We start from the raw sequence: 14,000 nt of genomic DNA, 5'->3' as shown, positions 1-14,000 counted from the left end.
TTTTTGTTAACCTAAACCGCAGCAGAACCAGCACATATCTCAGAAATTTCCTGAGTAATTGCTGCCTGACGAGACCTGTTATATACCAATTGTAAATCGTCGATTATGTCGCCCGCATTATCTGTAGCGGCTTTCATTGCGATCATACGTGCAGCTTGTTCAGATGCTGCATTTTCAACGACACCTTGGTATACCTGTGATTCCACGTAACGAACCAATAAAGCATCTAATATCGCTTCAGGTTCTGGTTCGTAGATGTAATCCCAGTTTCCAGACATGTCTTTGTCTTCTTCTAACTTTGGTAAAGGTAATAACTGATCGATCGTTGGCGTTTGAGTCATGGTATTTACAAATTTATTGTAAACCACGAACAAACGGTCAATTTTGCCTTCATTGTACGCATCTAACATAATACGTACTGCACCTACTACATCTTGTACAGATGGTGCATCACCTAAGCCTGATTTTACTGCAACAACGTTACCGCCAAAACGGTTAAAGAAAGTTACTGCTTTTGAACCAATAAGTGCAAAATCTAGTTCTACACCTGCTTCAGAGTATTTTTCAACGTCATGGGCTACAGCTTTAAATTCGTTAGAATTTAAGCCACCACACAGACCACGGTCAGATGAAATGACCAAATAACCTACACGTTTAACCTCACGCTCTTCCAAATATGGATGGCGATATTCAATGGTTCCACGTGCAAGATGACCAATCACTTTACGCATAATTTGTGCATATGGACGACTTGACGCCATACGGTCTTGAGCTTTCTTCATTTTAGAAGCCGCAACCATTTCCATAGCACTGGTAATTTTTTGAGTATTTTTAATACTCCCAATCTTACCTTTTATCTCTTTTGCGCCGGACATGTGATTCTCCGATTAACTTTCAACGAAGGTGAGTTTATCTTTTAACAAGAAAATCTCACCTAACCTAATTACCAAGTTTGTGTCGCTTTGAATTTCTCAATAGCTTCTTTCAAACTTGCTTCGATTTCACCGTTGAAGTTACCAGATGCATTAATGTCTTTCATAAGATCAGCATAAGTGCTGTTTATGTAAGAAATTAGCGCTGCTTCAAAGTCTAAAACTTTAGAAACTGCGATGTCCTGTAAGTAACCTTTCTCAGCAGCAAACAAAGATACACCCATGTCACCAATTGACATTGGGTCATATTGTTTTTGCTTCATTAACTCAGTAACACGCTCACCATGCTCTAATTGAGCACGAGTCGCTTCATCTAAATCAGATGCGAACTGAGAGAAAGCTGCTAATTCACGGTATTGCGCAAGAGCTAGACGGATACCACCACCTAGTTTCTTGATAATTTTAGTTTGAGCTGCACCACCAACACGTGATACCGAGATACCTGCATTTACAGGAGGACGGATACCAGCATTAAACATGTCTGACTCAAGGAATATCTGACCATCAGTAATCGAAATTACGTTAGTCGGTACGAACGCAGATACGTCGCCAGCTTGAGTTTCAATGATTGGAAGTGCTGTTAAAGAACCAGTTTTGCCTTTAACTTTACCTTCAGTAAAACGTTCAACATACACACTGTTTACACGAGCAGCACGCTCTAATAAACGAGAATGAAGATAGAAAACGTCACCTGGGTATGCTTCACGTCCTGGTGGACGTTTTAATAGCAATGAAATTTGACGGTAAGCAACTGCTTGCTTAGACAAATCATCATATACGATAAGTGCGTCTTGACCGTTATCACGGAAATATTCACCCATAGTACAACCAGAGAAAGGCGCTAAAAATTGTAGTGCAGCAGATTCAGAAGCAGTAGCAGCAACAACGATAGTGTTAGATAACGCACCGTGTTCTTCTAGCTTACGAACCACGTTAGCAATAGTAGAGGCTTTTTGGCCAATTGCTACGTATACACATTTAATGCCTGAATCTTTTTGATTGATGATTGCATCAATTGCCAATGCAGTTTTACCTGTTTGGCGGTCACCGATGATTAATTCACGTTGGCCACGGCCAACTGGAACCATGGCATCAACAGATTTATAACCAGTTTGAATTGGCTCATCTACTGATTGACGTTCAATTACGCCTGGTGCAATTTTTTCAACTGGTTCAAAACCAGCTGCGTCGATTGGACCTTTACCATCGATTGGCTCACCTAGTGTATTTACTACGCGGCCTAATAAACCTTCACCTACTGGAACTTCTAAAATACGACCAGTAGATTTTACTTTGGTACCTTCACGTAGGTCCGCATATGGACCCATTACTACCGCACCTACAGAGTCACGCTCTAAGTTTAATGCGATAGCGAAACGGCTACCAGGAAGCTCTATCATCTCACCTTGCATACAAGCTGCAAGTCCATGGATGCGAATAATACCATCAGTTACTGATACGATAGTACCTTCGTTACGAGCTTCGCTGACAACGTCAAACTTCTCAATACGTTTCTTGATAAGTTCAGCGATTTCAGTTGAGTTAAGTTGCATGCTCAAATCCCCAATTACGATTGTAATGTATGTGATAAACGTTCTAACTTGCCACGAATAGTTCCATCAATAACGGTATCGCCCGCTTTGATTAACAATCCGCCTACAACAGAACTATCAACAGTACAATTCAGCTTAATTTTGCGTGCTAGACGTTTTTCTAAAGAAACAACCAATGATGATTGGTGTGCTTCACTAATTTCTGTTGCTGAAGTCACATCGACCTCGATCTCATTCTCGTACAGTGCTTTTTGTTCTTCGAACAAAACAACAACTGCAGGAAGAGCAACTAAACGTCCATTTTCAGCCAATACTTTTACAAAGTTTTGGCCTTGTTCGTTTAGTTGTTCACCACATACTTTGACAAATAAGTCAGAAGTAACTTCTAGTGAATGAGAGCCTGCTAAATAAGCACTAATATCTTCATTTTCTGCAACTTGTGCAGCAAATGTTAACATTTCATGCCATTGCGTAACGGCTCCGCTTTCAACAGCGAAATCAAACGCAGCTTTAGCATAGGGACGAGCTACTGTAGTCAATTCAGACATTTGCTCTTCCTCTGCTTATAGTTCTGCAACTAGTTTATCTAGAATGTCGCTATGTGCAGCAGCATCAATTTGACGCTCTAAGATCTTTTCTGCACCAGCAATGGCTAAAACAGATACTTGTTGACGAAGTTCTTCTTTCGCACGGTTACGCTCAGCGACAACCTCAGCATGACCCTGTGAAATAATTTTTTCACGTTCGTCATGACCTTTTTGCGTTTCTTCATCAACAATCTGTGTTGCACGCTTTTTTGCTTGCTCAATGATTTCAGCTGATTGAGCTTTCGCTTCTTTCAACTGTTCTGCCATTTTGGCTTGAGTAAGCTCGAGGTCTTTTTCTGCACGTTCTGTCGCAGCAAGACCATCTGCTATTTTATTTTGGCGTTCTTCAATTGCGTTGTTTAGCGGTGGCCACACATACTTCATGCAAAACCATACAAATACCGTAAACGCGATTAATTCGCCTATAAGAGTGGCGTTTAAGTTCACAACCGCTCCTCCTTAAATAGTAAGCTATTTAACAGGTATGTTTTAAAGTACGAACAAGATTACCATTGCGATACCAACACCAATCATTGCTACCGCATCGATTAGACCAGCTAGTATAAACATTTTCACTTGTAATGATGGTGCAAGCTCAGGTTGACGTGCACATGCTTCTAGGAATTTACCACCCATGTTACCGAAGCCGACAGCAGTACCGATTGCACCGAAGCCGATAAGTAAAGCAACTGCGATGTACTTAAGACCTAATAATAGTTCCATTTTTTTCTCCAAAGTTTCAATTGTTAAAGTTAAATATAAAAAGTGTATAAATTAGTGATTGTCTGAACTTGCCATGCTTAGGTAAACAATAGTTAGCATCATAAATACGAATGCTTGTAACACGATTACTAAGATATGGAATATAGCCCAAACAAAATGCAACGGAAGTTGCATTAAACCAACAGCGCCGATAAGTATGAATATCAATTCACCAGCGTATAAGTTACCGAATAAACGTAGTGCTAACGAGAAAGGCTTAGACACTAAAGCGATTGTTTCTAATAATAAATTAAACGGAATTAAGAATACCATAGCTACTTTGCTATCAGCGCTAAACGGGTGAAGTGTAAGTTCTTTAATGAAGCCACTAACCCCTTTAATTTTAATAGAATAACCAATCATCAGAATAAACACGCCAATAGCTAAAGCGGCCGTTAAGTTAATATCTGTGGTAGGTACGATTTTCATGAATACGTCATGACTATCAACACCAACTACTGTTTCGCCAACAAAACCGGCAAATGCTGGTATAAAGTCAACTGGTATCAAATCCATTAAGTTCATTAAGAATACCCAAACAAAAATTGTTAGGGCTAATGGTGCGATCAAGCTGCTTTTACCGTGGTATGTGTCTTTAACATTATTGCCAACAAATTCAATGATCATCTCAATGAAACATTGGAATTTACCAGGTACACCAATGGTGGTTTTTTTTGCGGCGCTACGGAAGATCCATAAAAATATTAGACCTAGTCCGATTGACCATGCAAGGGTATCTACGTGCCATGTCCAGAAACCACTATCTGCGCATGCTTTATTGAAGGCTAGACCGGCGTCGGTCGAGCACATCTTAGCATTCGTTAAGTGATGCTGAATATGGCCATCCAGAGTAACTTCTTCTGCAGCCATGTTATATCCTAAATGTTAATGATTAAAAAAAATGTGTGCGTACCATTGTGAGAACATCACCAGTATGTAACAGATAAAAAATGGCATAGCCATTACTGTAAAATACTTAAATACTAGTGCGAAAAAACAAATAGTAAGCAAAAACTTTAACGCATTGCCTCTTTTTAAAGACACATATACTAATTCTGACTTGGACGCTCCAACATATCTAAAAGCGTACATAGCAAATACAAAATTAGGGACTACAGATACAAACCCTCCAGCTAATGCCGAAGTACCTGCTGTAAATCCCCAACCAATAAAAATAATAATTGCAATAATAATTGCACAGCACCCTTGAAGTAATACGCCCTTATAAGCAGTTTTTCTATATCTGCCGGCTAACGTTCTACTCATTAAACAAACCTATTAATATACATATAAATACAAAGGGTACTAAGTTGCCGAATTATATTGGCATTTCTTAAAGCCTAATTAACGAAATTTAATAAACGATAATTTTTAACTTATCGGCTTTCTTAGGCCAAAACTCGCGAAATTATACGTTTATGTCATCAATTTGCAACTATTAAGAGCTTTAAAAGTAAGGTATTCCCCTATACTCAATTATAGATTAATCATCTTCATGTATAGCAAAAAAATTTTGTGACTGGTTATGCATCTAACTTGATATTTTATATACAAATACGCATAGGTTGATGAATAAATGATACTAACAGGCATAAAAAAACCAACTAACGTTGGTTTTAAATTTATTAATCTTGTTCGGGATTGAGGTGGGAGATAATACCGTCGAGTTCATCTAAAGATGAATAGGAAATAACGAGCTTTCCTTTTCCTTTTCGGTTGTAAGAAATATCGACTTTAGCACCGAGTTTCTCAATTAATTGTTGCTCCAACAATTTAACATCTGGGTCTTTATCAACAATTTCTTTATCTTTTACGCCTTCGGTTATGGAATTAACTAACTTTTCGGTATCCCTTACTGTTAATTCTTTTGCTACTACTTTTCTAGCTGCTAGAATTTGTTCATCACCAGAAAGACCTAATAGGACTTTAGCGTGACCAAACTCTAAATCCCCATGTTCCATTAATGTTTTAACGTCAGGTTCTAATTTGTTTAATCTAAGGTAATTGGTTATCGAAGTACGAGATTTACCAACGGCATCAGCTACTTCTTGATGAGTAAGTTCAAACTCATCTTGTAAACGTTGCAACGCAATAGCTTCTTCCATTGCATTTAAGTCTTCACGTTGAATATTTTCAATTAACGCAATAGCAACAGCAGCTTCATCTGGAACATCTTTAATAATACAAGGAACTAAATCTAACTCAGCTAATTGAGCTGCTCGCCAACGACGTTCACCAGCAATTATTTCATACGTATTATCAGAAATAGGGCGAACAACAATTGGTTGAATAATACCTTGAGAACGAATTGATGATGCAAGATCATCAAGCGCTTCTGGTGACATATCTTGGCGTGGTTGATATTTACCAGGAACAAGTTGCTCAATTGGTATTTTAGATAAACCTGTCTTTGCTTCAATATCAGCTTGATCTAATGCATTGTCAGAATTTGCATTATGATTTGATTGTGTAGATAAAAGGGCATCTAAACCTCTACCTAATCCACGTTTTCGTGAAGACATATTGTTCCTTTGAATTTTTTATGCGGCTTTTGTTTTATTTGAACGTCGTAACATCTCACCGGCAAGCGCTAAATATGCTTTAGCACCAGATGAAGATTTGTCGTAATACATAACAGGTGCACCAAAACTAGGTGCTTCTGCTAATCTAACGTTCCTAGGAATGACAGTTCTATAAACTTTATCGCCAAAGTGATGTTTTAATTGTTCAGACACATCATTTGCTAAACGGTTTCTAGGGTCGTACATAGTGCGTAAGATCCCTTCTATTTTTAAATCTGGGTTCACTACTTTAGCTAATTGCGTAATAGTGTCCATTAATGCAGTTAACCCTTCCAATGCATAATATTCGCATTGCATCGGAACAATAACCGAATCTGCAGCAGCCATAGCATTAACAGTTAGCATATTTAACGAAGGTGGACAGTCAATAAATATATAATCGTAATCATTAGTTACTTTACTTAATGCATTTTTAAGACGTAATTCTCGACCATACATTTCCATCATTTTTACTTCAGCAGCTGTAATATCGCCATTACCTGCAATAAGATGGAAACCACCTATGGTTTCTGTAATTATTATTTTATCTAGAGGCGTGTCCTCTACTAATAAATCATATGTACTGAATTCTACATCGTATTTATCAACACCCGATCCCATAGTAGCGTTACCTTGAGGATCTAAATCTACTAATAAAACCTTACGTTTAGTCGCTGCCATTGAAGCTGCAAGATTGACTGCCGATGTTGTTTTTCCAACACCGCCTTTTTGATTGGCAATTGCTATTATTTTGGCCACATTATCCTCAATTCTAACTAACGTTTTTTTAATAAAACGAGATGTCTTTCACCATCTAACTCAGGGACTACTAACGTATAAGCTTGTTTTACTTCGACAAATTCTGGTAAGTCATCTATTTCTTGTTGATCAAGTTGGCCTTTCAATGCGAAAAACAATCCATTTTCGGCAACTAAATGATGACTCCAATTTACCATATCAGAAATTGATGCAAATGCTCTACTTAAAACTCCAGCATATTGTCCTTGGTGATCTTCAACTCGACTTTGTAACGGTGTGACATTATCTAATTTTAACTCGTGTTTTACCTGTGTAATAAACCGAATTCGTTTGCCAAGAGAATCTAACAAAGTGAATTCATAATCAGGATTTACAATAGACAGAGGAATTCCTGGTAATCCAGGACCTGTTCCTACATCGATGAATTTATTATTGATATCTGACACTTCAGATAAGTGAGGACTTACTACAAGACTGTCGACTATATGTTTTACTAGCATTTGCTCAGGTTGACGAACAGAAGTTAAGTTATAAGCTTTATTCCATTTATCAAGCAAACCTACATAAGCGACAAGTTTTTCGATTTGTTCATCGCTAACTTGTAGGTCTGTTTTGGCAATTAATTTAGCTAGTCTCGCTTTCAACATATAATAATAGATTCAAAATTTATAAAATAGACCCAAAAGTATAACTAGCAAAATCTGTCATACCTAGTGTTAATTAAAAATTTTTTATTTATACCTATTACTTTCAAAACAAACATTAAGCCGTTTTGCGTAATGCGCCTTGTTTTTTTAGATAAATTAATAACAAAGATATAGCAGCAGGCGTGATACCTGAAATTCTAGATGCTTGTCCAATAGTTTCTGGACGCGCATCTTTTAATTTAGCAACTACTTCATTTGATAAACCGCTGACGGTTGAATATTCAAAGTCTGCAGGCAGTATTGTTTTTTCATGCTTTTGTAATTTTTCAATTTCTAATAGCTGACGATCAATATAACCTTGGTATTTAATTTGGATTTCAACTTGTTCTGCAGCTTGTTTATTATCACAAGCTGGACCAATTCCTTCAATTTCCATTAAATCTTCATAACGTATTTCAGGACGTCTTACTAAGTCTTCTAAACTTGCTTCTTTCGACATTGGTGATTTTAACAAGGCATTTACTTGATCAATTTGAGCATGATCTTTATGCACCCAAGTTGATTTTAAACGTTGTTTTTCAATGGCTACTTTTTCCATTTTTTCATTAAATAACTGCCAACGTTTATCACATACTAAACCTAGTTCACGACCTTTCTCAGTAAGACGAATATCAGCATTATCTTCTCTGAGCATTAATCTGTACTCAGCGCGACTAGTAAACATTCTGTACGGTTCTTTTGTACCTAGAGTTGATAAGTCATCAATTAAAACGCCGATGTAAGCTAGGTCTCTTGTTGGGATCCATTGTTCAGCTTCTTTAGAACGCAATGCAGCATTAGTTCCTGCAATTAAACCTTGAGCACCGGCTTCTTCGTAACCGGTTGTGCCATTAATTTGGCCTGCGAAATATAATCCGTTTATAAACTTAGTTTCTAACGTTTGTTTTAAGTCTCTAGGATCAAAATAATCATATTCAATTGCATAACCCGGACGAGTAATATGTGCGTTTTCAAATCCAGCAATTGAACGTACTAAGTCAACTTGAACATCAAAAGGTAAACTAGTTGAAATGCCGTTTGGATAAACTTCATGGGTTGTTAATCCTTCTGGCTCTACGAATATCTGATGTTGGTCTTTATCTGCAAAACGTACAATTTTATCTTCAATTGAAGGGCAGTATCTAGGACCAATTCCTTCTATTACGCCTGAATACATTGGAGATCTGTCTAAACCACCACGAATTACTTCATGAGTTTTTTCATTGGTATAAGTGATAAAACAAGGGACTTGTTGTGGATGAGTATCCTTTTCACTGATATATGAAAAATAAGGTGTTGGTGTATCACCTGGTTGTTCTTGCATAACAGAGAAATCAATACTTCTAGCGTCTATTCTAGGTGGAGTGCCTGTTTTTAAACGGTCAACTCTAAACGGTAATTCTCTTAATCTATCAGCCAGTGCTATTGATGGAGGATCGCCTGCTCTGCCACCTGAGTGGTTTTCTAGTCCAATATGTATCTTTCCACCAAGAAAGGTTCCTACGGTCAATACAACTGATCTGGCTTTGAATTTTAAGCCCATTTGAGTAACTACACCAACAACAGTTTCGTTTTCTACGATTAAGTCATCACAAGATTGTTGGAATATTTTTAAATTTGGTTGGCTTTCTAAAGTTTCTCTAATGAAAGCTTTGTATAAAATACGATCCGCTTGAGCTCGAGTTGCTCTTACTGCAGGTCCTTTAGAGGAATTTAATGTCCTGAACTGTATACCAGAAGCATCTGCTGCCAATGCCATTGAACCACCAAGAGCATCTATTTCTTTAACAAGATGACCTTTTCCAATCCCACCAATTGCAGGATTACATGACATTTGACCTAATGTATCAACGTTATGGGTTAACAAAAGAGTATTTTGTCCCATTCTTGCAGCAGCTAGTGCAGCTTCAGTTCCTGCGTGGCCACCGCCAACTACGATTACATCAAATTGTTCAGCAAAAATCATTTGTACCTCAAGTTACTTTATTTCAGTTCTAATTTTTTATTAATTTAGATCTAAAATTCTAAAATAAAGATCCTCTAAAAAAGGGCGCGTATTCTATCTTTCTTTTAACGGGAATGAAACGGTTATTTATTATTCAGATTTTAGTCTTTTTTCAATGATGTGTTCCTTTATATATATAAGATCTTTTTAAAGATCTTTTATTATTTCTACTATTAACTAATCATTTTTTGTTAGTAAGTCTATTTTTTCCCATTAATACATAGTGTTAGTTGTTTTATATACTGTGATCATTCTTTGATCTACTTGGGTTTAACCTGCATATAAAAATAGCGGTTATCCACAAGCACTTTACCTACAATAGTTATATTCTGGATATCTTCAGTTAGATCAGAGGATCTTAACGATCTTATACACAAGTATATATTTATTAGCTAAGTTTGTGTTGATAATGTGGATAAGCTGAGTACTAGTTGTGAAAAGCTTATTTATTGCTCTAAATAGGATGTGAGATGTTAATAACAATTAAGATCCAAATTTATTTTTGGATCCTAATTTATTTTGATCAAATGTTAGTTTATAGCTGTTATTAGAGGTAAATGACCAGTTAACCAGTTTATAACAAGGTCTTCTGGCATCTCTTCATCCATTGCATCAACCTGAAATATAGGGGTTATGAGTTCAATACCTAACGATAAAAGCTGCTCACTTATCTTGCTTCCAGCTTGGCAATAAGTGTCATAACTTGAATCACCTAATGCGATGATCATTGCTTTTTTATCGGACAAGTCCGTTTGGTTATTTATTAGATACTGTATAAAAGGCTGTAAGTTGTTAGGAATGTCTCCAGCACCTTGTGTGGATGTAATTACAACCCATAAGCCAGAAGTTGATAATAGCTCTAATTCAGGCTCTAAGGTGGATCTGGCTTTTATATCGTTAGCTTCTAATAACTCAATTACTTCATCTGCTACATATTCAGCAGTGCCTGTCTCTGTCCCAACTATTATTTCAATCATAATTTTCTTATTTAATTTATTTGCTGTTTATATTACTTACCGATACAAAATGAGCTAAATATACGGCCTAACAAGTCATCTGAGCTAAATTCGCCAGTTATTTCATTTAGATGTTGCTGCGCTATGCGTAGCTCTTCCGCTAAAATCTCACCTGCAATGTAAGAAAGTAACTGTTCTTTACCCGTTATTAAATGGGAATAAGCCGCTTCTAATGCATCTAAATGACGGCGTCTAGCCATAAAGGTACCTTCTGTTGTACCTTGAAAGCCCATTGATTTTTTAAGGTGTGCTCTTAATTCTTCAATACCAATATTATGCTGAGCTGAAATAGATAGAACTGGGATATCCCCATCTACTTGGATTTCTTGTTGATTTAATTCAACTAAATCTATTTTATTGCGAACAATAGTAATAGGCATATTTTCTGGTAGTTTGGCCATAAACTCAGGCCATATTTCACCTGGTTGTAAACTCTCATTTTCGCTAGCATCAACTAAAAGTAATACTTTATCTGCAGATACAATTTCCTGCCAAGCGCGTTCAATACCAATTTGCTCTACTTTGTCTGGGCTTTCTCTAAGACCCGCTGTATCTATAATATGTAATGGCATGCCGTCAATGTGAATATGTTCTTTTAATACGTCACGAGTCGTTCCAGCTATTTCTGTCACTATGGCTGAATCTTTACCTGATAACGCATTTAATAAAGATGATTTACCTGCATTTGGTTTACCTGCAATAACCACTTTCATGCCTTCGCGGATTATTGAACCTTGTTTGGCTTGGTTTTGTACTGTGACTAGATAATCGATAATTGCGAGTAGGTCTTTTTCTACTTTACCATCTGATAGGAAATCAATTTCTTCATCTGGAAAATCGATAGCCGCTTCAACATAAATACGTAGACGTATCATCTGCTCTACAAGCTGATTAATTTTGCTTGAAAACTCGCCTTGTAGTGATTGCATGGCAGACTTAGCAGCTTGAACAGAGTTACTCTCAATTAAATCTGCAATTGCTTCCGCTTGTGCCAAGTCAATTTTGTCATTTAAAAAAGCTCGTTCAGAGAATTCACCAGCACGGGCTAAACGAATTCCTTCAATTTGAGTAATTTGTTGCAATATCATATCAACGATGACTGGACCGCCATGGCCTTGGAGCTCTAATACATCTTCACCGGTGAATGAATTTGGGCCTTTAAAAAATAGTGCGATGCCTTGGTCTAATAATTCACCATCTAATGCTTTAAATGGTAAGTAATCCGCGTAACGTGTTTTAGGACATTTACCTAAAATCTTGTTAGCAACTAATTCAGCTTGAGGACCTGATACTCGGATTATGCCAACACCTCCTTTTCCTGGGGCTGTTGCTTGTGCAGCTATGGTGTCATTTGAATAAGCTAGTACGGTCATTGGAGTATCTCTTTGAATTTAATGCAATAAAAAAGGTGACTAAATAGTCACCTTTGATTTTAACTCAATTTTAAAAAACAGTTCAGCACTTTTGCTAAACCGTTTGCATAGAGTTATTTTTTAGCTGCGTTTTTTTTATCTATATTTCTATAAATGAACAGCATTTGTAGAATAGATATTACGTTTGATATAAACCAATACAATACCAATCCAGCTGGGAACATAACAAAGAATACAGAGAATATGACCGGCATCCACAACATCATTTTTTGTTGCATAGGATCGGTCGTTGGTGATGGCGATAACTTCTGCATGGTGAACATAGATAAACCAAACAATGCAGGTAATATGTAATATGGGTCAGAAGCTGAAAGGTCAGATATCCATAAACCAAATGGAGCATGACGTAGCTCAACACTCTCTAAGAATACCCAATATAACGCTAAGAAAATCGGCATTTGTAGAAGAAGTGGTAAACAGCCACCCATTGGATTTACTTTTTCTTTCTTATATAACTCCATGGTTGCTTGACCAAATTTCTGACGGTCATCACCAAAGCGTTCTTTTAATTTTGCCATCTTAGGTTGTAATGCACGCATTTTAGCCATTGATTCATATTGCTTTTTAGTTAACGGATACATCAACATTTTAACAAACACAGTGATTAATATAATTGCGATACCCCAGTTACCTACAAAACCATAAATAGTAATAAGCAAAGAGAATAATATTTGGCTAATAAAAAATAACATGCCGTAATCAACAGTTAAGTCTAATGTGTCATGCAGAGTACTAAGTTCTTCTTGATTCTTAGGACCTGAAAATAATGTCGCCTTATTTTCAACCGTTTCACCAGATTGAATAACAATTGCTGGTGATTTAACACCGATTATCCCGTATTGGCCATTACCTACTACTTTAGTGAATATATTATTATTCTGGTCTTTGGCCGGAACCCAAGCACTCACAAAGTAATGTTGGATCATACCAACCCAGCCACCTAAGGTATCTTCATTAAGTTTTTCATCTTTCATATCGTCAAGGTCATAATGCTCATATGATTCTTCCGAAGTTGAGAAAGCACCACCACGATATGTTGGCATCATCATTGAGCCTTCTTCAGTAGAGAAATCTTGTTTTAACTGATAAAAAGGCACAAATTCTAAGGTTTTCGATGAAGTATTTTTAATATTAAAGGCAACATCAATAGAGTGTTTATTACGTTGGAAGTAAAAAGTCTTTGTAACTTCTAAGCCATCTTTACTGGTATAAGTCATAGGAACAGTAAGATCATCACCTTCCATTAACCATTCAGTCTTTTCTATATGGTAGATAGGGCGACCTTCAGTTGAAGCGTCAGGACCGTTGCGTCCTATTAACCCAGATTGAGCAACATAGACGGTTGGCTCCTGAGATAACAATACAAACTTATCATCTGATTTATGTTCTGCATCGTGTTTTAACAATACGGTTTTAACAACATCACCACCTTTAGTATCAATATTTACCTCAAATGTATCTGTGGTAATTGTTACTAAGTGTTGTTCTTGTTTTGGTGTTTCAACAATTCCCGAACTTGGTGCTAATGGTAAATCACTATTTGCATCAATAGATGAAGGTAAAGCCGAACCAACAATATTATTATTTGTCTGTTCTATTTGAGGCGTTACTTGTGGGGTTGGGGAATAGTCAACGAGCCATTGTTGATATAACAAAAAACTTACTAATCCTAAACCAATAATTAAAAATGAACGTTGCGATTCCAT

Annotated in this window: 14 protein-coding genes; all 14 read right to left on the bottom strand. The window is 36.8% G+C overall.

The genetic code is table 11. The features are described 5' to 3' along the window. Positions 1-11 precede the first annotated feature (11 nt). The 14 genes from atpG to yidC all read right to left on the bottom strand — a co-directional run bounded on the left by atpG (position 12) and on the right by yidC (position 14,000). Positions 12-875, bottom strand: coding sequence for a F0F1 ATP synthase subunit gamma (gene atpG, locus Q0940_RS02335; protein ID WP_299263404.1), 864 nt, complete (start codon positions 873-875; stop codon positions 12-14). Between the two features lie 68 nt (positions 876-943). Further along, the gene (atpA, locus tag Q0940_RS02330) at positions 944-2,485 is read right to left on the bottom strand and encodes a F0F1 ATP synthase subunit alpha (protein WP_299263402.1); all 1,542 of its coding nucleotides are present in this window, start codon (positions 2,483-2,485) and stop codon (positions 944-946) included. A 14-nt stretch (positions 2,486-2,499) separates the two neighbouring features. After that, positions 2,500-3,033, bottom strand: a complete 534-nt coding sequence (atpH, locus tag Q0940_RS02325) for a F0F1 ATP synthase subunit delta (RefSeq protein ID WP_299263400.1) — start codon at positions 3,031-3,033, stop codon at positions 2,500-2,502. A 15-nt stretch (positions 3,034-3,048) separates the two neighbouring features. Continuing rightward, positions 3,049-3,519 (bottom strand): F0F1 ATP synthase subunit B, encoded by a 471-nt coding sequence (atpF, locus tag Q0940_RS02320; RefSeq protein WP_299263398.1) that lies wholly within the window; start codon positions 3,517-3,519, stop codon positions 3,049-3,051. A gap of 42 nt (positions 3,520-3,561) precedes the next feature. After that, positions 3,562-3,795, bottom strand: a complete 234-nt coding sequence (gene atpE / locus Q0940_RS02315; RefSeq protein ID WP_299263396.1) for a F0F1 ATP synthase subunit C — start codon at positions 3,793-3,795, stop codon at positions 3,562-3,564. Positions 3,796-3,846: 51 nt separating this feature from the next. Then, positions 3,847-4,704 carry a F0F1 ATP synthase subunit A gene (gene atpB, locus Q0940_RS02310; protein WP_299263394.1) on the bottom strand — a complete coding sequence of 286 codons (858 nt, stop codon included), beginning with the start codon at positions 4,702-4,704 and terminating at the stop codon, positions 3,847-3,849. Between the two features lie 15 nt (positions 4,705-4,719). After that, positions 4,720-5,100, bottom strand: coding sequence for an ATP synthase subunit I (locus tag Q0940_RS02305; RefSeq protein WP_299263392.1), 381 nt, complete (start codon positions 5,098-5,100; stop codon positions 4,720-4,722). Positions 5,101-5,459: 359 nt separating this feature from the next. Continuing rightward, positions 5,460-6,356, bottom strand: coding sequence for a ParB/RepB/Spo0J family partition protein (locus tag Q0940_RS02300; RefSeq protein WP_299263389.1), 897 nt, complete (start codon positions 6,354-6,356; stop codon positions 5,460-5,462). Positions 6,357-6,374: 18 nt separating this feature from the next. Next, a complete protein-coding gene (locus Q0940_RS02295; RefSeq protein ID WP_299263387.1) occupies positions 6,375-7,154 on the bottom strand; it encodes a ParA family protein in 780 nt (259 codons plus the stop codon). Between the two features lie 17 nt (positions 7,155-7,171). Next, positions 7,172-7,801, bottom strand: a complete 630-nt coding sequence (rsmG, locus tag Q0940_RS02290; protein WP_299263384.1) for a 16S rRNA (guanine(527)-N(7))-methyltransferase RsmG — start codon at positions 7,799-7,801, stop codon at positions 7,172-7,174. A 115-nt stretch (positions 7,802-7,916) separates the two neighbouring features. After that, positions 7,917-9,806, bottom strand: coding sequence for a tRNA uridine-5-carboxymethylaminomethyl(34) synthesis enzyme MnmG (gene mnmG / locus Q0940_RS02285; protein WP_299263382.1), 1,890 nt, complete (start codon positions 9,804-9,806; stop codon positions 7,917-7,919). Between the two features lie 569 nt (positions 9,807-10,375). Then, the gene (locus Q0940_RS02280) at positions 10,376-10,822 is read right to left on the bottom strand and encodes a flavodoxin domain-containing protein (protein WP_299263380.1); all 447 of its coding nucleotides are present in this window, start codon (positions 10,820-10,822) and stop codon (positions 10,376-10,378) included. Positions 10,823-10,854: 32 nt separating this feature from the next. Continuing rightward, a complete protein-coding gene (gene mnmE / locus Q0940_RS02275) occupies positions 10,855-12,234 on the bottom strand; it encodes a tRNA uridine-5-carboxymethylaminomethyl(34) synthesis GTPase MnmE (RefSeq protein ID WP_299263378.1) in 1,380 nt (459 codons plus the stop codon). A 113-nt stretch (positions 12,235-12,347) separates the two neighbouring features. Then, positions 12,348-14,000 (bottom strand): membrane protein insertase YidC, encoded by a 1,653-nt coding sequence (gene yidC, locus Q0940_RS02270; protein WP_299263376.1) that lies wholly within the window; start codon positions 13,998-14,000, stop codon positions 12,348-12,350.

Source organism: uncultured Psychrosphaera sp., from assembly GCF_947500655.1.
Taxonomy (GTDB): Bacteria; Pseudomonadota; Gammaproteobacteria; order Enterobacterales; family Alteromonadaceae; genus Psychrosphaera.
This window is presented reverse-complemented; position numbering and strand designations above follow the sequence as displayed.

Bases quoted from the DNA above. Each gene is read 5' to 3' on its own strand.
- mnmG (WP_299263382.1), bottom strand. From the start codon at position 9,806: ATGATTTTTGCTGAACAATTTGATGTAATCGTAGTTGGCGGTGGCCAC.
- atpB (WP_299263394.1), bottom strand. From the start codon at position 4,704: ATGGCTGCAGAAGAAGTTACTCTGGATGGCCATATTCAGCATCACTTA.
- atpA (WP_299263402.1), bottom strand. From the start codon at position 2,485: ATGCAACTTAACTCAACTGAAATCGCTGAACTTATCAAGAAACGTATT.
- Q0940_RS02300 (WP_299263389.1), bottom strand. From the start codon at position 6,356: ATGTCTTCACGAAAACGTGGATTAGGTAGAGGTTTAGATGCCCTTTTA.
- atpH (WP_299263400.1), bottom strand. From the start codon at position 3,033: ATGTCTGAATTGACTACAGTAGCTCGTCCCTATGCTAAAGCTGCGTTT.
- atpE (WP_299263396.1), bottom strand. From the start codon at position 3,795: ATGGAACTATTATTAGGTCTTAAGTACATCGCAGTTGCTTTACTTATC.
- mnmE (WP_299263378.1), bottom strand. From the start codon at position 12,234: ATGACCGTACTAGCTTATTCAAATGACACCATAGCTGCACAAGCAACA.
- Q0940_RS02305 (WP_299263392.1), bottom strand. From the start codon at position 5,100: ATGAGTAGAACGTTAGCCGGCAGATATAGAAAAACTGCTTATAAGGGC.
- rsmG (WP_299263384.1), bottom strand. From the start codon at position 7,801: ATGTTGAAAGCGAGACTAGCTAAATTAATTGCCAAAACAGACCTACAA.
- yidC (WP_299263376.1), bottom strand. From the start codon at position 14,000: ATGGAATCGCAACGTTCATTTTTAATTATTGGTTTAGGATTAGTAAGT.
- atpG (WP_299263404.1), bottom strand. From the start codon at position 875: ATGTCCGGCGCAAAAGAGATAAAAGGTAAGATTGGGAGTATTAAAAAT.
- Q0940_RS02280 (WP_299263380.1), bottom strand. From the start codon at position 10,822: ATGATTGAAATAATAGTTGGGACAGAGACAGGCACTGCTGAATATGTA.